This window comes from Stenotrophomonas sp. STEN009 (assembly GCF_056760395.1).
In genome coordinates, this window is record NZ_JBRRES010000008.1 from 80,677 (window position 1) to 104,861 (window position 24,185).

At 65.7% G+C, this 24,185-nt stretch carries 25 protein-coding genes; 14 read left to right on the plus strand and 11 right to left on the minus strand.

From position 1 onward, the window contains the following. Positions 1–466: 466 nt before the first annotated feature. A complete protein-coding gene (locus tag ACVOMM_RS05775) occupies positions 467–1,285 on the minus strand; it encodes a hypothetical protein (protein ID WP_053518741.1) in 819 nt (272 codons plus the stop codon). A gap of 460 nt (positions 1,286–1,745) precedes the next feature. Here ACVOMM_RS05775 and ACVOMM_RS05780 point away from each other — a divergent pair, with 460 nt between their 5' ends. The 9 genes from ACVOMM_RS05780 to ACVOMM_RS05820 all read left to right on the plus strand — a co-directional run bounded on the left by ACVOMM_RS05780 (position 1,746) and on the right by ACVOMM_RS05820 (position 8,946). Next, positions 1,746–2,111, plus strand: coding sequence for a hypothetical protein (locus tag ACVOMM_RS05780; RefSeq protein ID WP_180876808.1), 366 nt, complete (start codon positions 1,746–1,748; stop codon positions 2,109–2,111). 30 nt (positions 2,112–2,141) lie between these two features. Continuing rightward, positions 2,142–2,942 (plus strand): F0F1 ATP synthase subunit A, encoded by an 801-nt coding sequence (gene atpB / locus ACVOMM_RS05785; RefSeq protein WP_053518739.1) that lies wholly within the window; start codon positions 2,142–2,144, stop codon positions 2,940–2,942. A gap of 73 nt (positions 2,943–3,015) precedes the next feature. Beyond that, the gene (atpE, locus tag ACVOMM_RS05790; protein WP_005411133.1) at positions 3,016–3,321 is read left to right on the plus strand and encodes a F0F1 ATP synthase subunit C; all 306 of its coding nucleotides are present in this window, start codon (positions 3,016–3,018) and stop codon (positions 3,319–3,321) included. A 106-nt stretch (positions 3,322–3,427) separates the two neighbouring features. Continuing rightward, complete coding sequence (locus tag ACVOMM_RS05795; RefSeq protein WP_053518738.1) at positions 3,428–3,898, plus strand: F0F1 ATP synthase subunit B; 471 nt, start codon at positions 3,428–3,430, stop codon at positions 3,896–3,898. Between the two features lie 2 nt (positions 3,899–3,900). Continuing rightward, positions 3,901–4,428 carry a F0F1 ATP synthase subunit delta gene (locus ACVOMM_RS05800; RefSeq protein WP_053518737.1) on the plus strand — a complete coding sequence of 176 codons (528 nt, stop codon included), beginning with the start codon at positions 3,901–3,903 and terminating at the stop codon, positions 4,426–4,428. Positions 4,429–4,472: 44 nt separating this feature from the next. Continuing rightward, a complete protein-coding gene (gene atpA, locus ACVOMM_RS05805; RefSeq protein WP_053518735.1) occupies positions 4,473–6,020 on the plus strand; it encodes a F0F1 ATP synthase subunit alpha in 1,548 nt (515 codons plus the stop codon). 81 nt (positions 6,021–6,101) lie between these two features. Then, positions 6,102–6,965 (plus strand): F0F1 ATP synthase subunit gamma, encoded by an 864-nt coding sequence (atpG, locus tag ACVOMM_RS05810; protein ID WP_053518734.1) that lies wholly within the window; start codon positions 6,102–6,104, stop codon positions 6,963–6,965. A gap of 38 nt (positions 6,966–7,003) precedes the next feature. Beyond that, a complete protein-coding gene (gene atpD, locus ACVOMM_RS05815; RefSeq protein ID WP_049429233.1) occupies positions 7,004–8,410 on the plus strand; it encodes a F0F1 ATP synthase subunit beta in 1,407 nt (468 codons plus the stop codon). Between the two features lie 113 nt (positions 8,411–8,523). After that, on the plus strand, positions 8,524–8,946 hold the full coding sequence (locus tag ACVOMM_RS05820; RefSeq protein ID WP_005419509.1) for a F0F1 ATP synthase subunit epsilon: 423 nt from the start codon (positions 8,524–8,526) through the stop codon (positions 8,944–8,946). 67 nt (positions 8,947–9,013) lie between these two features. On the opposite strand, the gene ACVOMM_RS05825 is transcribed toward ACVOMM_RS05820, so the two are convergent. Beyond that, entirely contained in the window at positions 9,014–9,397 is a 384-nt protein-coding gene (locus ACVOMM_RS05825; RefSeq protein WP_053518733.1) for a GtrA family protein, read from the minus strand. A gap of 80 nt (positions 9,398–9,477) precedes the next feature. Between ACVOMM_RS05825 and glmU the strand changes: the two genes are divergently transcribed. After that, positions 9,478–10,845: a bifunctional UDP-N-acetylglucosamine diphosphorylase/glucosamine-1-phosphate N-acetyltransferase GlmU gene (gene glmU / locus ACVOMM_RS05830; RefSeq protein ID WP_065175197.1), complete on the plus strand. Its 1,368-nt coding sequence runs from the start codon at positions 9,478–9,480 to the stop codon at positions 10,843–10,845. Continuing rightward, positions 10,814–11,365, plus strand: coding sequence for a GNAT family N-acetyltransferase (locus ACVOMM_RS05835; protein ID WP_111186217.1), 552 nt, complete (start codon positions 10,814–10,816; stop codon positions 11,363–11,365). The genes glmU and ACVOMM_RS05835 overlap by 32 nt, the downstream gene beginning before the upstream one ends. 94 nt (positions 11,366–11,459) lie before the next feature. Here ACVOMM_RS05835 and ACVOMM_RS05840 read toward each other — a convergent pair whose 3' ends face one another. The 7 genes from ACVOMM_RS05840 to ACVOMM_RS05870 form a co-directional block, all read right to left on the minus strand. Then, on the minus strand, positions 11,460–12,812 hold the full coding sequence (locus ACVOMM_RS05840) for a sensor histidine kinase (protein WP_053518729.1): 1,353 nt from the start codon (positions 12,810–12,812) through the stop codon (positions 11,460–11,462). Continuing rightward, a complete protein-coding gene (locus ACVOMM_RS05845; protein ID WP_074899853.1) occupies positions 12,809–14,155 on the minus strand; it encodes a sigma-54-dependent transcriptional regulator in 1,347 nt (448 codons plus the stop codon). Before ACVOMM_RS05845 ends, ACVOMM_RS05840 begins: the two co-directional genes overlap by 4 nt. A 123-nt stretch (positions 14,156–14,278) precedes the next feature. Continuing rightward, the gene (locus tag ACVOMM_RS05850; RefSeq protein ID WP_180876814.1) at positions 14,279–14,671 is read right to left on the minus strand and encodes a PDZ domain-containing protein; all 393 of its coding nucleotides are present in this window, start codon (positions 14,669–14,671) and stop codon (positions 14,279–14,281) included. A gap of 1 nt (position 14,672) precedes the next feature. Next, complete coding sequence (locus tag ACVOMM_RS05855; protein WP_053518725.1) at positions 14,673–15,896, minus strand: ABC transporter permease; 1,224 nt, start codon at positions 15,894–15,896, stop codon at positions 14,673–14,675. Positions 15,897–15,912: 16 nt separating this feature from the next. Beyond that, positions 15,913–17,217: an ABC transporter permease gene (locus tag ACVOMM_RS05860; protein ID WP_053518747.1), complete on the minus strand. Its 1,305-nt coding sequence runs from the start codon at positions 17,215–17,217 to the stop codon at positions 15,913–15,915. 10 nt (positions 17,218–17,227) lie between these two features. Next, positions 17,228–17,950 carry an ABC transporter ATP-binding protein gene (locus ACVOMM_RS05865; RefSeq protein ID WP_053518723.1) on the minus strand — a complete coding sequence of 241 codons (723 nt, stop codon included), beginning with the start codon at positions 17,948–17,950 and terminating at the stop codon, positions 17,228–17,230. 24 nt (positions 17,951–17,974) lie between these two features. Then, on the minus strand, positions 17,975–19,252 hold the full coding sequence (locus ACVOMM_RS05870) for an efflux RND transporter periplasmic adaptor subunit (RefSeq protein WP_053518722.1): 1,278 nt from the start codon (positions 19,250–19,252) through the stop codon (positions 17,975–17,977). Between the two features lie 203 nt (positions 19,253–19,455). On the opposite strand from ACVOMM_RS05870, the gene glmS reads away from it, so the two are divergent. Next, positions 19,456–21,294: a glutamine--fructose-6-phosphate transaminase (isomerizing) gene (gene glmS, locus ACVOMM_RS05875; RefSeq protein WP_262218934.1), complete on the plus strand. Its 1,839-nt coding sequence runs from the start codon at positions 19,456–19,458 to the stop codon at positions 21,292–21,294. A 448-nt stretch (positions 21,295–21,742) separates the two neighbouring features. After that, entirely contained in the window at positions 21,743–22,174 is a 432-nt protein-coding gene (locus ACVOMM_RS05880; RefSeq protein ID WP_164150638.1) for a CBS domain-containing protein, read from the plus strand. 66 nt (positions 22,175–22,240) lie between these two features. Here the strand turns inward: ACVOMM_RS05880 and ACVOMM_RS05885 are convergent, their stop codons facing one another. Beyond that, entirely contained in the window at positions 22,241–22,669 is a 429-nt protein-coding gene (locus ACVOMM_RS05885; protein WP_053518717.1) for a VOC family protein, read from the minus strand. Positions 22,670–22,816: 147 nt separating this feature from the next. Next, positions 22,817–23,335: a lactoylglutathione lyase gene (gene gloA, locus ACVOMM_RS05890; protein ID WP_481525981.1), complete on the minus strand. Its 519-nt coding sequence runs from the start codon at positions 23,333–23,335 to the stop codon at positions 22,817–22,819. A gap of 355 nt (positions 23,336–23,690) precedes the next feature. Here gloA and ACVOMM_RS05895 point away from each other — a divergent pair, with 355 nt between their 5' ends. Further along, entirely contained in the window at positions 23,691–24,098 is a 408-nt protein-coding gene (locus ACVOMM_RS05895) for a CopL family metal-binding regulatory protein (protein ID WP_053518715.1), read from the plus strand. Positions 24,099–24,185: the final 87 nt, after the last annotated feature.

Consider the following 24,185-nt stretch of genomic DNA (forward strand, 5'->3'; position numbering starts at 1 on the left):
CAGGCCGGCGCCGGGGGACATTCGCATGCAGCCTCCTCTCACTCCTGCGCGCCCGCGATCCTGCGAGTGCGGCCTATGTAATCGCGAGCGTCCGGGCCGCTGCACAGGCGGCAGGCATTTCGACACATGTCCCCCGTCGTCCGCCTGCGGCGGTCGCCTCCTCCTTTACTGTGTCGAAATGCCTGCCACCCGTGCAGCGGCTCGGCTTGCGGAGGGTCCAGCCGCAGAGCCACTTCAACAGGCGCGTGGAGGCCTGACACTCGGAGGGAGAGGGGGCTGCGTGCGAAGTAAAGGAGGAGGTGACGGCCGCAGGCCGGCGCCGGGGGACATTCGCATGCAGCCCCCTCTCCCTCCAGCGCTTCGACCATGCCGCTTTTACCCCGACAGGACAAAGCAGCACAAAAAAACGCGGCCCCCGATGTTCCGGAGGCCGCGCCAGGAGAGAGTGCGATGGAAGGGGCAGGAATCAGAACACGAAGCTGACGCCGGCCACCGGGCCCTTGAATTCCTGCTTCAGACCGATGGTGCCGTCGCTGCCCTTCTTGTCCGCATCCAGCTTGAACCAGTCGTAGCCGGCGAACAGGCCGAAGTTCTTGGTCAGGCGGTAATCGACGATGGCATTGGCGCGGCTCAGGTCACCCTTGTAGTCGTCGAAGCTGCCCCAGCGGGTGTTGAGGTACTGACCCTGCAGGGTGATCATCCACTTCTCGGACGGGGTGAAGCTCAGGCGTGCACCGACCACCGGTGCCACACCGTCGGTCTTCTCGTCCAGGAACTGGCCTTCATACACGGTGCCCAGGTCCGCATAGCCCTTGGTGCTGACCTTGGCGTACTCCGCACCCAGCTGCAGGCCCAGATCGAAGGTGTCGGTGTCGACAACGGAGTAGTCGTAGACCAGGCTGGCCACCTGGTACTTCAGCTCGGCCTTGACGAAGCTGTCAGCCGGCACGTTGACGCCGCCGAAGGAGATGTCCTGGCCCAGCGTCTCGCGCCGGTCCTTGTCGTACTTGAAGTAGTTGAACAGGAAGCGCTGGCGGTCGCTGAGGCGGAACATGCCGTCTACCCGCGGTTCCCATTCCTTGCCGCCGAGCTTGAAATCTTCCGAGAAACCGACGTCCTGGCCGGCGACAGTGGTGTTGCCGCGCAGCGTGTTGTCCGAATCGATGTTCATCGCACCCAGGCGCAGGGCGAAACGGTCATCGCCTTCGGCGGCATGGGCGGCGCTGGCGAACGATGCGCCGGCGGCAAGCAGGGAGAGGGCGAGCAGGGTGGGGACGGAGCGCATCGAAGAGTCCTTGCAGTGGTTCATCAGAATGAAGCCCACTGTGCAGGACGCGCTCGTCCACCATGCGTGAACGTATGGTCGATGGCGTGTGCACGGTTCAGCGCTGTCACGACCATGAAAAAGGATGGCCCCGGAGCCGGGCTTCGGGGCCATCGTGGACCTGCGGGGCGAAGCGTCGACGAGGTTGCTGCAGGCAGGTCGGAAGGTCGGACCGGCAAGGTCGCGGAAAGTTCCCAGGCGTGCGACCAAAGTTCAATACGCTGCACCGCAGCATCATGTGGACGTCATTGTCCCTTGGGCGGCACGCAAAAATGTAACCGTTACCGCAACTTGCGCCCTTCCGGGATGAACAGGCAGCGGTTGTCTCGCAAATTGTCCCATTGCTATAATTTGGCGGCTCGATGAGGCCCCCCTGCTGTAGCCGCCTCAGCCCTCCACTTGCAACCACGCGGGACGTCCTGTGCTGAACTCCGTTGAAGCGGGTCGGCGACTGATGCTGCGCGCCGCGGTCTACCCGCTGGCCGCAGTGGCTGTCCTGGCCCTGGCCTTCCTGCTGGTAGGGCCGAAGTACGCGCTCGGTGCCCTGGCATCCGGCGTGGCGATCTCGGCCGGTGGCTGGGTCGCGGCACGGATGGCGCTGGGCGGGGGTGCCCTGGCTGCGGGGTCGGCAATGGCACGGCTGATCATTGCGATCGTGGCGAAGTGGGTAGTCGTTTTCGGCGTCCTGCTGGTGGGGTTCCTGGTCTTCAAGCTGCCTGCATTGGCGCTGTTGGCCGGTATCGCCGTCGGCTTGATGTTCCAGGTCCTGGCGATGGCCAGGCGTTGACAGAATTCAATTAACTAAGGTTCCGGACACATGGCGGGCGAGGCTCTAACCCCTACCAGCTACATCCAGCATCACCTGCAGAACCTGACCGCACCGGTCGGCAACGGCGACGGGATGTTCTGGCATATCCACGTCGATACCTTCCTCACCGCGGTCCTGATGGGCCTGGTGATCGTGGTCGCCTTCTGGCTGGGCACCCGCAAGGCCACGGCTGGCGTGCCGGGCAAGTGGCAGGCCTTCGTGGAGATCTGCCTGGAGTTCGTCGACCGCCAGGCCAAGGACACCTACCACGGCAAGAGCAAGCTGGTCACGCCGATCGCCATCACGATCTTCTTCTGGATCCTGATGATGAACCTCATCAAGATGATCCCGGCCGACTTCATCGCCAAGCCGCTGGAGCTGGCGGGCATCCATTACTGGAAGCCGGTGCCGACCGCCGACGTCAATGCCACCCTGGGCATGGCCATCAGCGTGTTCTTCCTGATGCTGTTCTTCGCGCTGAAGTCCAAGGGACTGGGCGGCTTCATCAAGGAGTTCCTGACGGCTCCGTTCGGCAAGTGGATGATGCCGTTCAACCTGATCCTCAACATCGTCGAGTGGCTGAGCAAGCCGATCTCCCTGGCGATGCGACTGTTCGGCAACATGTTCGGCGGCGAAATCGTGTTCCTGCTGATCTGGGTGCTGGGTGGTGCCGGTTTCTTCGGCGCCATTGCCGGTGGTGCGTTCGGCCTCGGCTGGATGCTGTTCCACCTGCTGGTGATCCCGCTGCAGGCCTTCATCTTCATGATGCTGTCGATCGTGTACCTGAGCCTGTCGGAAGACGCTCACTGAGTTTCAAGCTTCAACGCGTTTCAACCTTCATCCGTTTCATCACCCTTAGCAACTTAAGTTCCTGGAGATAACCATGTACTTCGCCGTCCTGACCAACTTCGCGCAGATTCAGAGCTCCACCGCCCTCGCCGTCGGCATCATGATCGGCCTGGCCGCGCTGGGCGCCGGTCTGGGTCTGGCCATCATGGCTGGTAAGTTCCTGGAGTCGGCCGCCCGCCAGCCGGAACTGATCCCGGTCCTGCAGGTCCGCATGTTCATCACCGCCGGCCTGATCGACGCCGCGTTCATCATCTCGGTCGCCGTCGGCCTGCTGCTGGCCTTCGCCAACCCGCTGTCGGCCGCCTTCGCCGGTGCCGTCACCAAGGCTCTGGCCGGCTGATACAGCGGTTTGAGACGACCGGGTGCTGATGCACCCGGTTTCGGATGAAGGCCGGATGCGCCGCCCCGGCGGCGCGTCCACCCCGAAACCAGCGATCGAGCTAACCATGAATATCAATTTCACCCTTCTTGCGCAGGCGCTCGCCTTCGCTGGTCTGATCTGGATCATCGCGACCAAGATCTGGCCGCCGCTGATGAACGCGATCGAAGAGCGCCAGCAGAAGATTGCTGAAGGCCTCGCTGCTGCCGACCGCAGCCAGAAAGATCTGGCCCAGGCGCAGGAGAAGGTCAACGAAGCGCTGAAGGAAGCCCGCACCAAGGCCAACGAGATCATCGACCAGGCCCACGCGCGCGCCAACCAGATCGTCGACGCAGCCCGTACCGAAGCGATCACCGAAGCCACCCGCCAGAAGGAACTGGCCCAGGCTGAGATCGACGCCGCCGCCAACCGTGCCCGTGAAGATCTGCGCAAGCAGGTGTCCGCGCTGGCCGTGACCGGTGCCGAAAAGCTGCTCAAGCGCGAAATCGACGCCAACGCCCACAAGGCGCTGCTCGACGAGCTGGCCTCGGAGATCTAAGGATGAGCCAGGCCCTCACGCTTGCCCGCCCGTACGCCCGCGCCGCGTTCGCGACCGCGCGCGACGAAGGCGCGTTCGCGCCGTGGTCGGACGCCCTGGCGTTCTCCGCCCACGTCGCCGCCGACCCGCGCGTGGCGGCCCTGCTCGCCAACCCGGAGCTCGGTCGTGACGACGCTGTCGCCCTGCTGGCGCCGGCGACCCACGGCGAAAGCTTCTCGCGCTTCCTGGCCATCCTGGCCGAATCGCATCGTCTGCCGCTGCTGCCGGAGATCTCCGGCATGTTCGACGCCCTGCGCGCCGAAGCCGAGCACGTGGTCAAGGCCACCGTGACCTCGGCCGCCGAACTGTCGGCCGGCGAGCTGGACGCGATCAAGGTCGCGCTGCGCAAGCGCTTCAACCGCGAGGTCGATGTGACCACCGCGGTCGATGCCTCGCTGATCGGCGGCGCCGTGATCGACGCCGGCGACGTGGTCATCGATGGTTCGCTGAAGGGCAAGCTGGCCCGCCTGCAGACCGCGCTCGCTAACTGAATTCATTTAACGTCCGGCCCCGCTGCCGGCACTAGGACTTGACGATGGCAACCACGCTCAACCCCTCCGAAATCAGCGAACTGATCAAGAACCGCATCGAGAAGGTCAAGCTGGCCGCGGAATCGCGCAACGAAGGCACCGTGACCAGCGTGTCCGACGGCATCGTGCGCATCTTCGGTCTGGCCGACGTGATGCAGGGCGAAATGATCGAACTGCCGAACAACACCTTCGCCCTGGCCCTGAACCTGGAGCGCGACTCGGTCGGCGCCGTGGTCCTGGGTGACTACGAGCACCTGCGCGAAGGCGACGTCGCCAAGACCACCGGCCGCATCCTGGAAGTGCCGGTCGGTCCGGAACTGCTGGGCCGCGTCGTCAACGCGCTCGGCGAGCCGATCGACGGCAAGGGCCCGCTGGGCACCGACGTGACCGCTCCGGTGGAGCGTGTTGCACCGGGCGTGATCTGGCGCAAGTCGGTCGACCAGCCGGTGCAGACCGGTTACAAGTCGGTCGACTCGATGATCCCGATCGGCCGTGGCCAGCGCGAGCTGATCATCGGTGACCGCCAGACCGGCAAGACCGCCATGGCGATCGACGCGGTGATCAACCAGAAGGGCACCGGCATCAAGTGCGTGTACGTTGCGATCGGCCAGAAGGCATCGACCATCGCCAACATCGTGCGCAAGCTGGAAGAGAACGGCGCCCTGGCCCACACCATCGTCGTGGCCGCCACCGCGTCCGAATCGGCTGCGATGCAGTACATCAGCGCCTACTCGGGCTGCACCATGGGCGAGTACTTCATGGACCGCGGCGAAGACGCGCTGATCGTGTACGACGATCTGTCCAAGCAGGCCGTTGCCTACCGCCAGATCTCGCTGCTGCTGAAGCGCCCGCCGGGCCGTGAAGCCTACCCGGGCGACGTGTTCTACCTGCACTCGCGCCTGCTGGAACGCGCTGCCCGCGTGTCCGAGGAGTACGTCGAGAAGTTCACCGAAGGCAAGGTCACCGGCAAGACCGGTTCGCTGACCGCGCTGCCGATCATCGAAACCCAGGCCGGCGACGTGTCCGCCTTCGTTCCGACCAACGTGATCTCGATCACCGACGGCCAGATCTTCCTGGAAACCGACCTGTTCAACGCCGGCATCCGCCCGGCCGTGAACGCCGGTATCTCGGTGTCGCGCGTCGGTGGTTCGGCGCAGACCAAGATCATCAAGAAGCTGTCGGGCGGCATCCGCATCTCGCTGGCCCAGTACCGTGAGCTGGCTGCGTTCGCGCAGTTCGCTTCGGATCTGGACGAAGCCACCCGCAAGCAGCTGGAACGTGGCCAGCGCGTCACCGAGCTGATGAAGCAGAAGCAGTACGCGCCGATGTCGATCGCCAACCAGGCGCTGTCGATCTACGCCGTCAACGAGGGTTACCTCGACGACGTGCCGGTCAACAAGCTGCTGGCGTTCGAAGAGGGCCTGCACGCCCACTTCGCCAACACCCAGGGCGAGCTGATCAACAAGGTCAACGCCACCGGTGGCTGGGACAACGATATCGAAGGTGCCTTCAAGAAGGGCATCGCCGACTTCAAGACCACCGGCAGCTGGTAACAGCGCATGGGGAACGGGGCCTGGCCCCGTTCCACCGTTGAACAACGCGGGGCATCAGCCCCGCGCCACGGGAAACAAGAGATGGCAAGCGGACGCGAAATCAAAACCAAGATCAAGAGCGTGCAGAACACCCGCAAGGTGACGCGCGCCCTGGAGATGGTCTCGGCCTCCAAGATCCGCAAGGCGCAGGATCGGATGAAGACCTCGCGTCCGTACGCGCAGGCGATGAAGCAGGTGATCGGCCACCTGGCGCAGGCCAGCACCGATTACCAGCATCCGTTCCTGGTCGAGCGCGAGCAGGTCAAGCGGGTCGGTTTCATCGTGATCTCCTCCGATCGCGGCCTGGCCGGCGGCCTGAACAACAACCTGTTCCGCAAGATGCTGGGCGAAGCCAAGGCATGGCAGGACAAGGGTGCGGAAGTGGATCTGGTGACCATCGGCCAGAAGGCATCGACCTTCTTCCGCCGCGTCAAGGTCAACATGGTCGGCAGCGTGACCCACATCGGCGACGTGCCGAAGCTGGAATCGCTGATCGGTGTGATCAAGGTCATGCTCGACGCCTTCACTGAAGGCAAGGTCGACCGCGTGTACCTGGTCTACAACCGCTTCGTGAACACCATGACGCAGAAGGCCAGCTTCGATCAGCTGCTGCCGCTGCCGGCGGCCGAGAAGCAGGTCGCGCACCACGACTGGGATTACCTGTACGAACCCGATGCCGCGACCGTGCTCGAGCACGTGATGACGCGTTACATCGAGTCGCTGGTGTACCAGGCATTGCTGGAAAACGTCGCCTCCGAACATGCCGCACGCATGGTCGCGATGAAGGCGGCGAGCGACAACGCCAACAAGCTGATCGGTACGCTGCAGCTCGTCTACAACAAGGCGCGCCAGGCAGCGATCACCCAGGAAATCTCCGAAATCGTCGGCGGCGCGGCAGCAGTCTGACCGCGTTCGTTCAAAGCACACATTTAGAGGATGCAGCAATGAGTCAGGGCAAGATCGTTCAGATCATCGGCGCGGTCGTCGACGTCGAATTCCCGCGTGAGTCGGTGCCGAAGGTGTACGACGCACTGAAGGTCGACAACACCGAAATCACCCTTGAAGTCCAGCAGCAGCTGGGCGACGGCGTGGTGCGTACCATCGCCCTCGGTTCCACCGATGGCCTGAAGCGCAACCTGGTCGCCACCAACACCGGTCGTGGCATCTCGGTGCCGGTCGGCGCCGGCACCCTGGGCCGCATCATGGACGTGCTGGGCCGTCCGATCGACGAAGCCGGCCCGGTCGCTGCCAGCGACAACTGGGAAATCCACCGTGCGGCACCGTCGTACGAAGACCAGTCCCCGGCCACCGAGCTGCTGGAAACCGGCATCAAGGTCATCGACCTGATGTGCCCGTTCGCCAAGGGCGGCAAGGTCGGCCTGTTCGGCGGCGCCGGCGTCGGCAAGACCGTCAACATGATGGAACTGATCAACAACATCGCCAAGGCGCACAGCGGTCTGTCCGTGTTCGCCGGCGTGGGTGAGCGTACCCGTGAGGGCAACGACTTCTACCACGAAATGAAGGACTCCAACGTCCTCGACAAGGTGGCGATGGTGTACGGCCAGATGAACGAGCCGCCGGGCAACCGCCTGCGCGTCGCGCTGACCGGCCTGACCATGGCCGAGTACTTCCGCGACGAGAAGGACGAGAACGGCAAGGGCAAGGACGTGCTGCTGTTCGTCGACAACATCTACCGCTATACCCTGGCCGGTACCGAAGTGTCGGCACTGCTGGGTCGTATGCCGTCCGCCGTGGGTTACCAGCCGACCCTGGCCGAGGAAATGGGCGTCCTGCAGGAGCGCATCACCTCGACCAAGAACGGTTCGATCACCTCGATCCAGGCCGTCTACGTTCCCGCGGACGACCTGACCGACCCGTCGCCGGCGACCACCTTCGCCCACCTGGACTCGACCGTGACCCTGTCGCGTTCGATCGCCTCGCTGGGTATCTACCCGGCCGTCGATCCGCTGGACTCCACCAGCCGCCAGATGGACCCGCTGGTCATCGGCCACGAGCACTACGACACCGCCCAGCGCGTCCAGCAGACCCTGCAGAAGTACAAGGAACTGAAGGACATCATCGCCATCCTGGGCATGGACGAACTGTCCGAAGAAGACAAGCAGGCCGTGTCGCGCGCCCGCAAGATCGAGCGCTTCTTCAGCCAGCCGTTCCACGTGGCCGAAGTGTTCACCGGTTCGCCGGGCAAGTACGTGCCGCTGAAGGACACCATCCGTGGCTTCAAGGCCATCGTCGATGGCGAGTACGACCACCTGCCGGAGCAGGCGTTCTACATGGTCGGCGGCATCGAAGAAGCGGTCGAGAAGGCCAAGAAGATGGCCGAGAAGGCCTGATCCGGGAGGGGCGGGAGCGATCCTGCCCGACCTGACGCCGGCGCCGGGCAGCCGCCCGGGCCGGTGGACCTCCACGGTGGCATCGCGCCACCGCGAACAGCGAAGAGATTTGCATGAGCACGATCCGTTGCGACATCGTCAGCGCCGAGCAGGAAATCTTCCGTGGCGAAGCGACCCTGGTCGTGGCCACCGGTGAGCTGGGCGAACTGGGCATCGCGCCCAAGCACGCACCGCTGATCACCCGCCTGAAGCCGGGCAAGGTGGTGGTGACCACGCCGAACGGCGAGCAGCTGGATTTCGCCATTTCCGGCGGCATCCTGGAGGTTCAGCCGCAGGTGGTGACCGTGCTGGCCGACACCGCGATCCGCGCGCAGGACATCGACGAAGCCTCGGTCCGCAAGGCCAAGGAAGAAGCCGAGCGCATCCTGGCCAACCGTGGTGAAGCCATGGAAGTGGCCGAAGCCCAGCAGAAGCTGGCCGAAGCCGTGGTCCAGTTGCAGGCGCTGGAGCGCCTGCGCAAGAACCTCAAGCACTGAGGCTCGCCACACCCACAGGAACGCCGGCCTCGTGCCGGCGTTTTTGTTTGTGCGCCATCACCGCCGGTCAGCGGTAGACCACGTGGCGCATCAGCAGGAACGACACCGCCGCCAGTCCGCCCTCGACCAGCGGCTTGGCCAGCCACGCGTAGCGCAGGCCCAGAGCCTGGTCGACCAGGCTGACCAGCAGCGTGCTGGCCGCCGTCAGCAGCAGCCACAGCGCGCAGAAGCGCGCAAAGCGCTTCCAGCCCAGCTTGTGCGTGCCCGGCTCGGCGAACGTGTAGCGACCGTTGAGCCAGAAGCCCAGCAGCATCCCCGCCAGCCGGCCCGTGACGTTGGCCGGTGCAACCGGCAACCCCAGTGCGGTGGCTGCCACGAAGACCACCCAGTCGACCAGCAGCTGCACGAGCCCGATGACGAGGTAGGTGCTTCCCTGGCGGATGAGGCTCATCGGCATGCTGAAGAAGGAGGGGCATCCATGTTAACGGGCCACGCTCTAGAATCGGTGTCATCGAACCACGGATTCCCCCCATGACCCAACCCCTGCACGTGATCATCCTGGCCGCAGGTGCCGGCAAGCGCATGAAGTCGGTGCTGCCGAAGGTGCTGCAGCCGATCGCCGGGCAGCCGATGCTCGCGCATGTCATCGCTGCCGCCCGCGAGCTCGACCCCGCTGCGATCCACGTGGTGTATGGCCATGGTGGCGAGGCAGTGCGGCGCCACTTCGCCGACCAGACCGACCTGCAATGGGCCGAGCAGGCACAGCAGCTGGGGACCGGCCACGCGGTCGCGCAGGCGATGCCGCAGGTGCCCGACGCCGCGCAGGTGCTGGTGCTGTACGGCGATGTGCCCTTGATCCGCGCGCAGACGCTGCGCGACCTGCTGGCGCAGCCGGGCCGGTTGGCCGTGCTTGTGGCCGATGTCGATGACCCGACCGGTTATGGCCGCGTGCTGCGCGACGCCGAGGGACGGGTCGGCGCCATTGTCGAACAGAAGGACGCCAGCGATGACCAGCTGCGCGTGCGCACGATCAATACCGGCATCATCACCGCCGAATCGACCGCGCTGCGCCGGTGGCTCTCGCAGCTGTCCAACAGCAACGCGCAGGGCGAGTACTACCTGACCGACGTATTTGCCTTTGCAGCCCGTGAGTTCACCCCGGCCGAGATGGCACTGGTGGCCGATGTGCAGGAAGCAGAAGGGGCGAACGATCCCTGGCAACTGGCGCAGCTCGAGCGCGCGTGGCAGCGCCGCGCAGTACGTGCGCTGTGCGCGCAGGGCGCGCGCGTGCTGGACCCCTCACGGCTGGATATCCGCGGCAGCGTGACGGTCGGCAGCGATGTGCTCATCGATGTCGATGTCATTCTTGAGGGCAAGGTGGTGCTGGGAGATGGCGTGACCATCGGCCCGTTCAATCGACTCAAGGACGTGACGCTCGGGCCGGGCACCGAAGTGCGCGCGCACTGCGACCTGGAAGGGGTGGTCACCGAAGGTGCCGCATCGGTCGGTCCGTTCGCCCGGTTGCGCCCGGGCACCGTGCTCGCCGATGGCGTCCACGTAGGCAACTTCGTGGAGACCAAGAAAGTGACCCTCGGCGTGGGCAGCAAGGCCAACCACCTGACCTATCTGGGCGATGCGGTGATCGGCAGCAAGGTGAACATCGGCGCCGGCACCATCACCTGCAACTACGACGGCGTGAACAAGTCGACCACGACCATCGGCGACAATGCCTTCATCGGTTCCAACAGCTCGCTGGTGGCGCCGGTGCTGATCGGCGAGGGCGCCACCATCGCCGCCGGTTCGGTCATCACGCGCACCGCGCCGGACGGCAAGCTGACGCTGGCACGCGCACGGCAGGAAACCATCGATGGCTGGAAGCGGCCGGTCAAGAAATCCTGAGCCACGGATTCCGCATGCCGACGAGCTCGGCGTGCTGCCGGCGATCGAACAGCGTGCCGGCGAACTGCTGAAGGGCCACGAAGCCTATCCGGTGTTCGCCGGCCACGGCCTGGATCTGCAGGCGCTGCGGGACGGCCTCCGGCGTGGGCAGCTGTGGGTGGTGGATGACGCCGACGGCGGCGGCATCGCCGGTTACCTGCTGGCAGGCGGGCTGTGCGGCGAATTCCATGTGCTGCAGATGGATGTGGACCCGGCGCATGCGCGTCGTGGCCATGGTCGTGCTTTGCTGCGGCACGCGTTGGCAATGGCCAGGACCCAGGGCTATCGCTCTGCGGTGCTGACGACGCTGGCAGACGTGCCGTGGAATGCGCCGTTCTATGCCGGCGAGGGATTCGTGGGGCTTGCGCAGGAGGAATGGGGTGACGGGCTGCAGGCCGTGATGGCGGAGGAAGCCGCATTGGGGTTTCCGATGCATCTACGGGTGGCGATGCGGCGTGTCCTGTCTTCGATGGATGGCTGAAGGTCGTTCCGGGGTGCCTTCGCCAATGATGTCGGGCAGCGCCGGGTCATGCCCGGCGGGCGGAGCGGCCGCTTCCGCTTCCCGGAGCGTCACCTCACCCCGCCGGCAGCAGGATCGAAACACACAACCCACCCTCACTGCGGTTCTGCAGCGACACCCGTCCACCGTGCGCCTCCACGATCTCCCGGGTCAGCGCCAGTCCCAGCCCGGTGCCGTTGCGCTTGGTCGAATAGAACGGCATCAACGCATTCTGCAGTACCTGCTCGTTCATGCCTTTGCCGCGATCAAGCACATCCAGACGCAGCCACTGGGGCAGGCGGGTCAACTGCACCTGCACGTCATCGTTGGGCGGATCGGCTTCCGCGCAGGCTTCGTGCGCGTTCTTCAGCAGGTTCAGCAGTGCCTGCCCGAACTGCGCGATATCGATGCGGCTGCTCATCTCCTCGTCCGGCTCCTGCTCCATGCCGAACGGAATCTGCTGGCGCAGGCTGGACAGGAACGGGGCCCAGTGCACGGTCTGCAGCTGGGGCTGTGGCAGCTTGGCGAAGCGTGCGTATCCGCGGATGAACCCCTCCAGGTGGCGGGCGCGATCTTCGATGGTGGTGAAGATCTCCGGCAGGCGGTCGAACCGCTCACGCTTGACCAGTTCCCCTCCGGAATGCGCCAGCGAGGCAATCGGTGCCAGCGAATTATTCAGCTCGTGGCTGATCACCCGGATCACCTTCTTCCAGGTCTGGACTTCCTGCCGGCGCAGCTCGGCGGTGAGCAGACGCACCAGCAGCAGATCATGGGGCCGTCCATTGAGATGGAACGCGCGCCGCGACAGGTGGTAGACCTGCTCGTCATCCTCGTCGCCGTCCTCGCCTTCGGCCTGCACCGCGAACAGGCTGTCGCCGCCGCGGGCGATGGCGTCGCGCAGTTCCACCGGCACCTGCTCCAGCACCTCCTCCAGGCGCTGGCCCTCCAGCTTCCAGCCACCATGCAGCAGCTTGCGCGCAGCCAGGTTGGAGAACACCACACGGGCGATGCCATCGCCGCCTGATGCGATCAGCAGCATCGCCACGGGCGTGTTCTGCACCATCGTGTCCAGCAGCAGTTCGCGTTGCACCAGACCCTGGCGCTGCTCGCGCAGCACGTCGCCCAGCTCGCGATGTGCCTTCACCAGGTCACCCAGTTCGTCGTTGCCTTCCCAGTGAACGCCGAAGTTGTACTCTCCATCGCGGTAGCTGCTGGTGGTGCCGGACAACGCACGCATCAGCGAGCGGACCGGTGCGGTGGCGCGGCGCAGCGCCCACCACATCAGGGCAAGCAGGATCACCGTGGATACGATGGCCACCGCCCAGCCGTGGTCGAGCCAGTAGGCCAGCAGCCAGGGCAGCGCGGCAGCCAGCGCCAGCACCGGCAGCAGGCGCAGGAACAGGCGGAAGGTGAACGAGCGTCGCTTCATTCGCGCGGAATGCCGTGGCGGTCCATGCGCCGGTACAGTGCCTGGCGGCTGAGACCGAGTTCGGCGGCCGCCTGCGCGATGACCCCATGATTGCGCGCCAGTACCTCCTCGATGCGCGTGCGGTCCGGATCGTTGCCGGCGCTCGGCGCCGGGCGTGGCGCAGCCGGAGCGCGTGGCAGGTTGAGATCGGTCACTTCGATACGGTTGCCGGTGGCCAGCAGCTCGGCGCGCTGGATGACGTTGCGCAGTTCGCGCACGTTGCCCGGCCACGGGTGCCGTTGCAACGCGGCAGCGGCGGCGCTGGACAACGGCTTGCCACCCGCCAGGAAGCGTTCGGCCAGCGGCAGGATGTCGCCGGGCCGCTCGGCCAGCGGCGGCAGCACCAGCTCCACGGTGTTGAGGCGGTAGTACAGGTCCTCGCGGAACGTGCCGTCGCGGATCATCGCCGGCAGGTCGGCATTGGTGGCGCTGACCACGCGAACCTTGACCTGGCGTTCGCGGTTGGAGCCCAGGCGCTCGAAGCGACCGGTCTCCAGCACGCGCAGCAGCTTCATCTGCCCGCCCAGCGACAGGTTGCCGATCTCATCCAGGAACAGGGTGCCTCCATCGGCCGCCTCGAACTTGCCTTCGCGCGCCTTGTTGGCACCGGTGTAGGCACCTGCCTCGGCGCCGAACAGCTCGGCTTCGATCAGCTCGGACGGCAGCGCACCACAGTTGACCGTGACGAACGGTCCCTTTGCCACCAGCGAATTGGCCTGGATGATCTGCGCGATCTTCTCCTTGCCGGCGCCATTGGGTCCGGTGATCAGGACCGGCAGTTCGGAGCGTGCGACCTGGCAGGCCAGGGCGATCACGCGTTCACTGGCGGGATCGGCGAAGACGGCACCACTGAGGTCGTACTTCTGTTCCAGCGCGGTGCGCTGACGCTGCTCGCGTTCGCGCCGACGGTCCAGTTCGCGACGTGCTTCGGACAGTTCCAGCAGGTTGTTGACCGTGGTCAGCAGCTTGCGGTCGTCCCAGGGCTTGGCCAGGTAATCGGCCGCGCCGGCCTTGACCAGGTCCACCGCGCTGCTCAGATGGGTCCAGGCGGTCAGCAGGATCACCGGCAGGTCGGGGTGGCGTGCGCGGATCTGCGCGAACAGGGCTTCGCCTTCCTCGCCGGAGGTGGTGTCCTCGCTGAAGTTCATGTCCTGGATCACCAGGTCCACCGGCTGCGATTCGAGCAGGGCCAGGCCTTCGGCCGGGCTCTGTGCCTGCAGCGTGTCGATGTCGTGCAGGGAGAACAGCACGTCCAGCGCGGTGCCCACGCTGGCGTTGTCGTCGATGATGAGGATCGCGGGCATGGACCGGTTCTGGAAAAAGGGATGGGCAGCGCCGGAGAGAGCTGTAGGTTCCAGGGCGCCGGCAGGAGCCGGCGCCACCCATCAAGCATAGCTAAAAGCTGCCGCCCTGCAGCCGGTGCCGGATCACCGTCGTGGCGGCGGCGGAGCCGGCGGCGGTGGTGGTGCGGTGGGCGGTGACAGCAGGGGCCGCCAGCCAGCCAGGGACACCGGCACGGTCAGCGTCTTTCCATCGCGCTGCAGCAGCAGCCGTACGCTGGATGCGTCGGTGGCCTGCATCGCGGCTGTCAGCTGGTCGACCTGCTGCACGGCGGTATCGTCCACGCGCAGGATGCGGTCGCCACGGCGCACGCCGAAGCGCGCCTCCGGATGCGCCGCATCGACCCGCACGTGGCCACCCGAGGACGCCAGCGCCACATGGGCGCCGTCGTCCTGCCAGCTCATGGTCTGCTGGTTGCTGCTGCCGGCAAGGGCCGGCAGCGGCAGCATCAGCATCATCGCCAGGAAAGGTGCGCGCATGTCAGGCCCCCCGCGTGGCGACGGCCGGAGGCACGGCGGCCGCCCGGCGCGCAGGGCCGAACACGGCGATCTGGCCCAGTGCCCACAGCAGCACCGCACCCAGCGGCAGGTACAGCAGCGGCATGCGAGGCAGCTCGTACATGTTCATCAACCACAGATTGATGGCGTAGGCCGCCAGCATGCCCAGCACGATGCCCAGCGAGGCCAGCAGGAAGTTCTCGGTCTGGAAGTAGCGCAGCACCTGGCCGCGGGTGGCACCGAGGGCACGGCGGATGCCGATCTGCTTGCTGCGCTGCTGCACCCAGAAGCTGGCCAGGCCGACGATGCCCAGCGCCGTCACCACCAGCAGGGCGATGCATACGGTGACCAGCAGCCCGACCATCGCCCGGTCGTTCTTGAAGTAGTCGTTGCGCTGGTCCTCATAGCTGAGCTTCTCGCGCACCAGGCGGTTGGGATCGTTGCGTTCCAGAGCCGCCAGGGCACCCTTCAGCACTTCATCGCGGCGTTCGGGCGTGGTGCGCAGCATGTACGGGCCGCCGCTGGCAAAGTCGGTGCGCACCGGCAGGATCATCGACAGGGTGGTGTTGTTGTTCCAGTCCGTCGGCGGCGCGAGGTGGGCAACCACGCCCACCACGTGCAGCGCCTGCCGACCCATGTAGAAGGTCTTGCCCAGCGGGTTCTGGCCCGGGAACATCTTCTCGGCCACGGCCTGGTTGAGGATCACCGCCGAGGCCTTGTCCGGTGTGGTGCTGGCCGACTTGCGTGCGTCCTCGAAGTCGATGTACTCGCCGGGCAGGAAGTCACGGCCGGCCACCAGCTGCAGGCCCAGGGTGGACAACGCACCTTCGTTGAACATGTACAGCGTCGCCGAGGTCGTCGGCCGTTCCTGGTCGCGCTCGCGCGAGATGCTGGTATTGGACGAGCTGGGGCGGAACGGCAGCTGGTTGACCTTGGTCACGCTGGTCGCACCGGGAACGGCGCGCAGCGCGGCCAGGTCTTCCTGGGTACGCGCCATGGCATTGGTCTGGGTACCGATGCCACTGGTACGGACGATCACCAGTTCGTTCTCGGCCAGGCCGCTGGGCTGGGTGATCTTCTCCACGCGCTGGCTGACCAGGAACAACGCGTTGCAGACGATGGCGCAGGTCAGCGCGATTTCCAGCACGATCAGGGCAGCGGCGGTCTTGTGCCGGCGCAGCGTGCTGAGGATGGGGCGGATATCCATGGCAGTGTCCTTGTGCTTACTGCGACTTGAGCTGGATGGCGGGGGTGACCTGCATGGCACGCCAGGCCGGAAGGAATCCGGCGGCCAGGCTGGCCAGCAGGGTCAGGCCGAGGGCGAGCAGCAGCATGCTGCCGTCCAGATGGGCCAGCTGGGCGTACTCCACCGGCTGCCTGCGCACTGCGGCCAGACCGATCAGGGCCAGGCCGATGCCGAGCACACCGCCGACCACACCGATGGCACCGGCTTCGACCAGGCACTGCAGGAAGATCTGCCCACGGCTGGCACCCAGCGCACGCCGCACGCCGATCTCACCGCTGCGGCGCAGGAACTTAGCCAGCAGCAGACCGACCGTATTGACCAGGCACACGCCCAGGAAGCCCAGCGCCAGCCACATCTGCAGGCGCACGTCGCTGGGCACCGCACCGTTGAAGTCCAGCCACTCCATGACGCTGCGCACACGCACGTTGGCGGGACGCTCGAAGCGGCCTGCAGCGCGCTGCTGGTCGGAGTAGTTCACCAGATAGCGGCGGTAGTCATCGACCTTGCCCGGCTCCAGCTCGACCCAGTACTGGATCCAGGTGCAGGCCGCACTGAGCGAGTGGCTGTCGCCGCCCGGGCCGCCGTCGCGGAAGCAGTTCATGTTGCCGTTGTTGCCGAAATCCAGATCCATGGCAGTGGAGAACGGCACCAGCAGGTCCTCGTCCTTGCCGTAGGAACCGGTGGTCAGGTCGAAGAACTGCGGTTCGGGATTCCATTCCTTCATCACGCCGATCACGCGCAGCGACTGGCTGTTCACGCGGATCTCGCGGCCCACGCTGTTGGCGCCCTGGAACAGCTTTTCATTGATGGCCTTGGACAGCACCACCACGCGGCTGTGTGCATCGTCGTCGCTGGCAGACCAGGCGCGGCCGTACTGCATCGGCACGTTGAACATCGGGAAGAAGTCCGCCGAGGTCCAGCGCGTATCCACCGAGAACGGCTTGAGGGTGCTGCCCTCCGGCTCGACGATGGCACTGCCGCCACTCATCATCGCCTGGTGCACGGCGCGCTTCTCGCGCAGCAGGGCTTCGGCGTCGAACCGCGTCATCTGGCCTTCCGGCTCCTCGTCCGTCAGGTAGCCGGAGCGCGGCCGCGGATCGAGCTGCGCGTAGAACAGGCGGTCGCTCTTCTCCGGAATCGGATCGCCGGACAGGACATGGAACACGGTCAGGGTGGTCATCGACGCACCGATGCCCAGTGCGATGGCCACCACCATCAGCGCGGTCAGTACCTTGTTGCGGCGGAAGCTGCGTACCGCCAGTCGAGCGTAGTAGGCGAACATGGGCATGCCCTCACTCGTTGACGGCGACGATGCGGCGCGGGGTGGCCAGCACCGGCTCGCGCACCAGGTCGGTGACCTGGCCATCGACGATGTGCACGTTGCGCTGTGCACGCGCGGCCAGTTCCGGATCATGGGTGACCATGACGATGGTGGTGCCGGCCGCGTTGATTTCCTCCAGCAGCTCCATCACGCCACGTGCCATCTGCGTATCCAGGTTGCCGGTCGGTTCGTCGGCCAGCAGCAGGCGCGGGCTGCCGGCGAGGGCACGGGCAATCGCCGCGCGCTGCTGCTGGCCGCCGGACAGTTCGTTCGGGTAGTGCTTCATGCGTGAGCCCAGGCCGACCTGGGTCAGCGCCTTCTCGATGCGCTCACGGCGCTCGCCGGCACTCATCTTGCGGTAGCGAAGCGGCACGTCGACGTTGTCGAACAGGTTCAGGTCCGGAATCAGGTTGAAGCCCTGGAAGATGAAGCCGATCTTCTGGTTGCGCAGGCGGCTGCGCGCATCGTCACCGAGCTGGCTGACATCCTCGCCATCAAGCAGGTAGGTGCCGCTGGTGAAGGTTTCCAGCAGGCCGGCGATGTTGAGGAAGGTGGTCTTGCCGGAGCCGGAGGGACCGGTGACGGCGACGAACTCGCCCTCCTTGACCTGCAGTTCCAGCGAGCGCAGTGCATGGGTTTCCACCTGTTCAGTGCGGAAGACCTTGGCGACCGAACGCATTTCGAGCATGTACATGGGGTGTCCTCTCTCCAGGATGTATCAGTTGACGGAGACGCGTTCGGCGTCCTTGAACAGGTCGCTGCCGGAGACCACGATACGGTCGCCCGGCTGCACACCCGACTTGATTTCCACTTCGCCCAGGCTGCTGACGCCCAGTTCCACCGGACGGCGCACCGCCGTGCGGCCATCCATCACGTAGGCCACGCCGTTGCCCTGTTCGACGAACGGGCCGCGCTCGACCTTCAGCACGTTCTTGCGGGTATCCAGCAGCACCCGGACCGACATCCGCTGGCTCTGGCGCAGGCCTTCGGGCTGCTTGTCGGCGAAGCGCACGCGGGCATTGACCTCGCCGTTCACCACTTCCGGCGACACCGCGCTGATCTCGCCCGGGAACGGCTGGCCGTTGCCGCCGGTGAGCTGTGCGGGCATGCCGATGGCCAGATCACGAGCGAAGCTTTCCGGAACCTTGATCTCGACTTCGAACTTGGACAGGTCCACCACGCCCAGCACCGGCGCATTGGCCGCCAGGTTGGTGGACTGGGTGGCCTGTACCTGGCCCACCTGGCCATCGAACGGCGCGCGCAGGGTCAGCGCATCGACCTGGCGCTGCACTTCGGCCACCACCGCCTTCTGGCGATCGGCCAGCAACCGCTTGTTGCGTGCATCCAGGTCGGCGCCCTGGCTCTGCAGGCGGGCATCGGTGGTGGCGTTGGCAAGGCTGATGTCGGCCTTCTTCAGGCTGTCCTGGGCCTTGGCCAGGTCGATCTGCGGCACCGCACCGCCGTCGAAGCCGCGCTGGTAGCGTTGCAGGTCGCGATCGGCAGCCTGGCGCTCGATGGTGGCCTGATCGGTTTCCTTGCGCGATTTGGCGCGGGCCAGCGTTGCGTCCAGCGCGGCGCGGCTGGCCTCGGCTTCCAGGCCAGCCAGGGTGGCCTGTTCCTGGGCCAGCTTGCTGCGCAGTTCCGGGCTGTCGATGATGGCCAGCTCCTGTCCCTTCTTGACCACGTCGCCGGCCACGACCTTCAGGTCCACGGTACCGGCGGAGATCGCATACAGCACCGGGCTGTTGGCGGCGATCACACGGCCGTCGGCAGCGATGTCACGCACCAGGTCGCCACGTTGCACTTCGGCGATGCGCACCCGGCTGCTGTCGAACGAGCGGCTGGCGTTTGCCCAGGCGTACACGGCCCAGCCGATGCCGGCGAGCAGGGCGATGCTGCCCAGTGCCGGCCAACGGTAGCGATGCCAGGCGGCGGCGGTCGGGCGGGCCGGGGTGGAGGAAACGATCTGGTCCTGGGCGGAAGTGTCGCGGATCATCGGGTTCGTGCCTGACGGTGGTGATCCATACCAAGCACGTTGCGTGCCAACTTTATTTCCTTTCCTATCAATAAGTTGCAATTCGAGTGGCGGTGTCCGGGTGTCCGCGGACACCTGTGCGGACACATTCATTAAGCGGACAGGAGGGGGAAACCGGACACGCACGCTAGAATGCCGCGACCGTCTTCAAGGAAATGCGTGACATGTGTGGAATCGTGGGAGCGATCGCTGATCGCGACGTGGTGCCGGTGCTGATCGAAGGTCTGAAGCGACTGGAGTACCGCGGCTACGATTCTTCAGGCATCGCGGTGATCGACGCGACCGATCGCCCTGACGTGCACCGCGTCCGCCGCACCGGCCGGGTCGCCGAGATGGCCGCGGCCGCCGCCGCCGAGGGGTTCAATGCGCAGCTGGGTATCGGCCATACGCGTTGGGCCACCCATGGCGGCGTCACCGAGGCCAATGCGCATCCGCACATCAGCCAGGGCGTGGCCCTGGTCCACAACGGCATCATCGAGAACCATGAAGAACAGCGCGAGCGGCTGCGCGCGCTGGGCTACACCTTCGAGTCGCAGACCGACACCGAAGTGATCGCCCACCTGATCCATCATCATCTGCAGAGCGGTGACGATCTGCTGGTGGCGCTGCAGCGCACCGTGAAGGAACTGACCGGCGCCTATGCGCTGGCCGTGGTCAGCCGCGCCGAGCCGGAACGCTTCGTCTGCGCACGCATGGGCTGCCCGCTGCTGGTCGGCCTGGGCGAAGGCGAGAACTTCGTTGCCTCCGATGTCTCGGCGGTGATCTCGGCCACCCGCAAGGTGATCTTCCTGGAGGAGGGCGACACGGCCGAGGTGCGCCGCGAGGGCGTGCGCATCTTCGACGAGCACGATCAGCCGGTACAGCGCGAGGTGCACCTGTCCGACGTGTCGCTGGCCTCGCTGGAACTCGGCCCTTACCGCCATTTCATGCAGAAGGAAATCCACGAGCAGCCGCGCGCGCTGGGTGACACCATCGAGGCGGCGATCGACGCCGGTGGCTTCCCGGCCGAGCTGTTCGGCAGGAATGCCGAGGCGGTGCTGGCGGGCATCGAAGGCGTGCAGATCCTGGCGTGCGGCACCAGCTACTACGCCGGCCTGACCGCGCGCTACTGGATCGAGTCCATCGCCGGCCTGCCGTGCAGCGTGGAGATCGCCAGCGAGTACCGCTACCGCGCGGCGTATGCGAACCCGAAGCACCTGGTGGTGACGATCTCCCAGTCCGGCGAAACGCTGGACACGATGGAGGCGCTGAAGTACGCCAAGTCGCTCGGCCACCAGCACACGCTGTCGATCTGCAACGTGCCGGAAAGCGCGATTCCACGCGCCAGTGAACTGGTCTGCTATACCCGTGCCGGGGCCGAGATCGGCGTGGCCTCGACCAAGGCGTTCACTACCCAGCTGGCCGCGCTGTTCCAGCTGACCGTGGTGCTGGGCAAGCTGCATGGGCGCGTCGATGCCGCACAGGAAGCCGACTATCTGGAGCAGCTGCGCTTCCTGCCGGGCAGCGTGCAGCACGCGTTGAACCTGGAGCCGCAGATCGCGGCCTGGGCCGAGCGCTTCGCGCGCAAATCCAACGCGCTGTTCCTGGGTCGTGGCCTGCACTATCCGATCGCACTGGAAGGTTCGCTCAAGCTCAAGGAGATCTCCTATATCCACGCCGAGGCGTATCCGGCGGGCGAGCTCAAGCACGGTCCGCTGGCGCTGGTGGACGAGGACATGCCGGTGGTGGTGATCGCCCCCAACGACAGCCTGCTGGAGAAGGTGAAGTCGAACATGCAGGAAGTCCGCGCGCGGGGAGGCGAGCTGTTCGTGTTCGCCGACCAGGACAGCAACTTCTCCGAAAGCGAAGGTGTGCATGTGATCCGTACGCCGCGCCACGCGGGCGTGCTCAGTCCGGTGGTGCATACCATTCCGGTGCAGCTGCTGGCCTACCACACCGCACTGGCGCGTGGCACCGACGTGGACAAGCCGCGCAACCTGGCCAAGAGCGTGACGGTGGAGTAACCGCCATCGGCTGCATGGGATGCTTCAGGTGAAGGGGGCCGCGTGGCCCCCTTTCGTTTGCGCCGCTCACAGCGCCAAGTGGGACACGCGCAGGGCGTTCTGTCCGCGCTCGGCAGCAGGCAATCAATCTTTAACGTGCAGCACCGCGTGTGTTCAGCGGCGGTTTCAGCCGCAGTGCCATTCTCTGGATCGTCGGCAGGTTCCCACGACGTACTGTCCTATCGATGCCGGTAGTGACCGAGGATCGCAGTCGTAGAATCGAGCCTACCGAGATACGGGTTGCGTTGCCGGACCCGCCTCGTTCGCGTTGCAGCACCTCGCCTTGCCGATGCATTCCCCATGGGCAGACCGGTGCGCCAGACGTGCGCTGAAAGGTCTGTTCCCGGGGAGGGGGCGAATCGGAAGAGCACACTTTTTTGACTTCAGTGACCTGCAACAGGAAACAAGAATGAACGTCCGCGAACTCCTGCAATCCAAGAAAGAAGCTGTCATCACCATCGATGCGGAAGACACCATCGGTGCCGCCGCCCACAAGATGAGCGCGAACAGGATCGCTGCCCTGGTGGTGATGAAGGATGATGCGCCGGTCGGCATCATCTCCGAGAAAGACATCGTGCGTACCCTGGCTGACGATGGCCCGCAGGCCGGCCGCCGGGTGATTTCCACCTTGCCATCCACGGGACTGGAAGGCATCGCACCGGAGGCCACCCTGAAGCAGGCCATGTCGTTGATGACGTACTCGCGGCGCCGTCATCTGATGGTCACCGATGGCGCGCGCCTGGTCGGCATCCTCAGCCTGGGCGACATCGTGAAGAATCTGCTGGGCGAGCTGGAGCTGGAAAAGGCCGTGCTGCAGGACATCTACATGGCCGCGCATTGACGCCGGCGCAGTAGAAAAAAAGAAGCCGGGCACTGCCCGGCTTCTTCGTTCACGGCAGCGGTGGAATCAGAACGTCACCTTCACCGAATCGGCGCTGTAGCGCGCCGGGCCGTGATAGACCACCTCGATGTTGTTGCCATCCGGGTCAAGCACGAACGCGCCGTAGTAGCCCGGATGATAGGGGCGCTCGCCCGGTGCGCCGTTGTCGGTGCCGCCAGCGGCGATGGCGGCAGCATGAAACGCATCGACGGTCGCCGCATCGCGCGCCTGGAATGCCAGGTGGTGGCGTCCGGTCAGCTGGCCGGCAGCGGCTTCGCTGCTGGCGGTGGAAATGAACAGCTCGTCAGCCCAGAAATAGTCCGGCCCTTCGCCGGCAACCGGAATGCCGATCGTGTCGAACACCGCCTGGTAGAAGCGGCGGCTGGCCGGCAGGTCGCGCACCACCAGCTGCAGGTGATCGATCAATCGACCGCGGTGCAGTTCCATAGTTTCCATGCGTACCTCTACAGAAAAGGGGACAGTGTGGATAGCGCCGGGCCGCGCCCGGCGAGCGCGCAGCGCGGCCTGCTTCCCGTGCGATGAATATCGGAGCAAGGCCGCCGGGCATGGCCTGGCGCCAGCGCAATTGTGCCCCTTTCCGGATCAGGCGTTGGCGATGATTTCCACCCAGTAGCCGTCAGGGTCCTTGATGAAGGCGATGTTCTTCATGCGACCGTCGGTCAGGCGCTTCTGGAACGGCACGCCCAGATCTTCGAAGCGCTGGCAGGCAGCTTCCAGCTCGGGCACCGAGACGCAGATGTGGCCGAAGCCGCGCGGATCGCTGTTGCCGTCGTGGTAGACCGGGCCATCCTGGGCTTCGGTGCCGTGGTTGTGGGTCAGCTCCAGCACGCCCGGCAGGCCGGCCATCCACAGGCGGCGCTCGGCATCGTCTTCCGGCACCACGGCGCCGGACGGCACGTAGGCCAGGAAATACAGGCTGAACTGCGCTTCGGCGAAGTCACGCTTGTCGATCAGCCGGTAGCCCAGCACGCGGGTGTAGAAGTCCAGCGAGGCGGTGATGTCCTTCACCCGCAGCATGGTGTGGTTGAACACGAAGCCGGTGGTTTCGGTCGGGGCCTGGGCGGCGACGCCGGGGACCTGTTGGAGGGAAGAAAGGCTCATGATTCGCGTCCTGTCAGCAATAGAGGGAAATGACCCGCGGAGAGTGGCTGGAAGTTGCATCTGAAACCGGCAGTTGCCGGAACCCGCACTTCGCTTGCATCCTCGTTGTCGATCTGGGATCGTCGGGTCATGTTGCAGCGCAGGATAATCGGTGTGCGTCCGCAATGGGATGAGCGCTTCCGCAACGCCGGGTGAAATGCCTGCAACAGAGCAGTACGGCGCGGCAGTGGGACGCAGGGGAATCCGGCAGGGATGGCGAGACGCCCGCGCATCGTCGCGGGCGGTTGACAGCCCGTTGCCTGCCGCGCTAATGATTGTATGTATATACAAATAACCGAGGGTCTTCAGGGGTCCCATGCCTTACCGCCGATGGCTGCCGCTGCTGCTGATGGCCGTGCTCCTCTTCGAAGGTGTCTTCGGAGCGTGGGCGGGGACGCGCATGGCGCTGCCTGGCGGGGACGCTGCAGGCTCCGCGGGCCGGGCGATTGCGGGCTGCCAGGCAACACCGCGCAGCGCGGCACCGGCGTCGGGCCACACCCGCCATGATCAGGCGCCGGTGGCCGCCGGCGACGTGCACAAGGATCACTGCAGCTGTGTCGATGCGGCCGGCTGCGACTGCCGCTGCCTGTTGAGTCTCTACCCTCCGATGCCATCGCTGCTGCTGCCCAGCGCCCATCCGCGCATCGCGCTGGACATTGCGCTGCCGGCACTGATCCTGCCTGCCAGCAAACTTTCCCGCGTATTCCGACCTCCCATCGCCTGAGCGGCTGTCCCCGCGTCGACATGACGCCGTCGTGTCCCTTTGCCCGAATCGTGGCGGGGGCACCCAGAGACAGTATTCCTGCGGGAG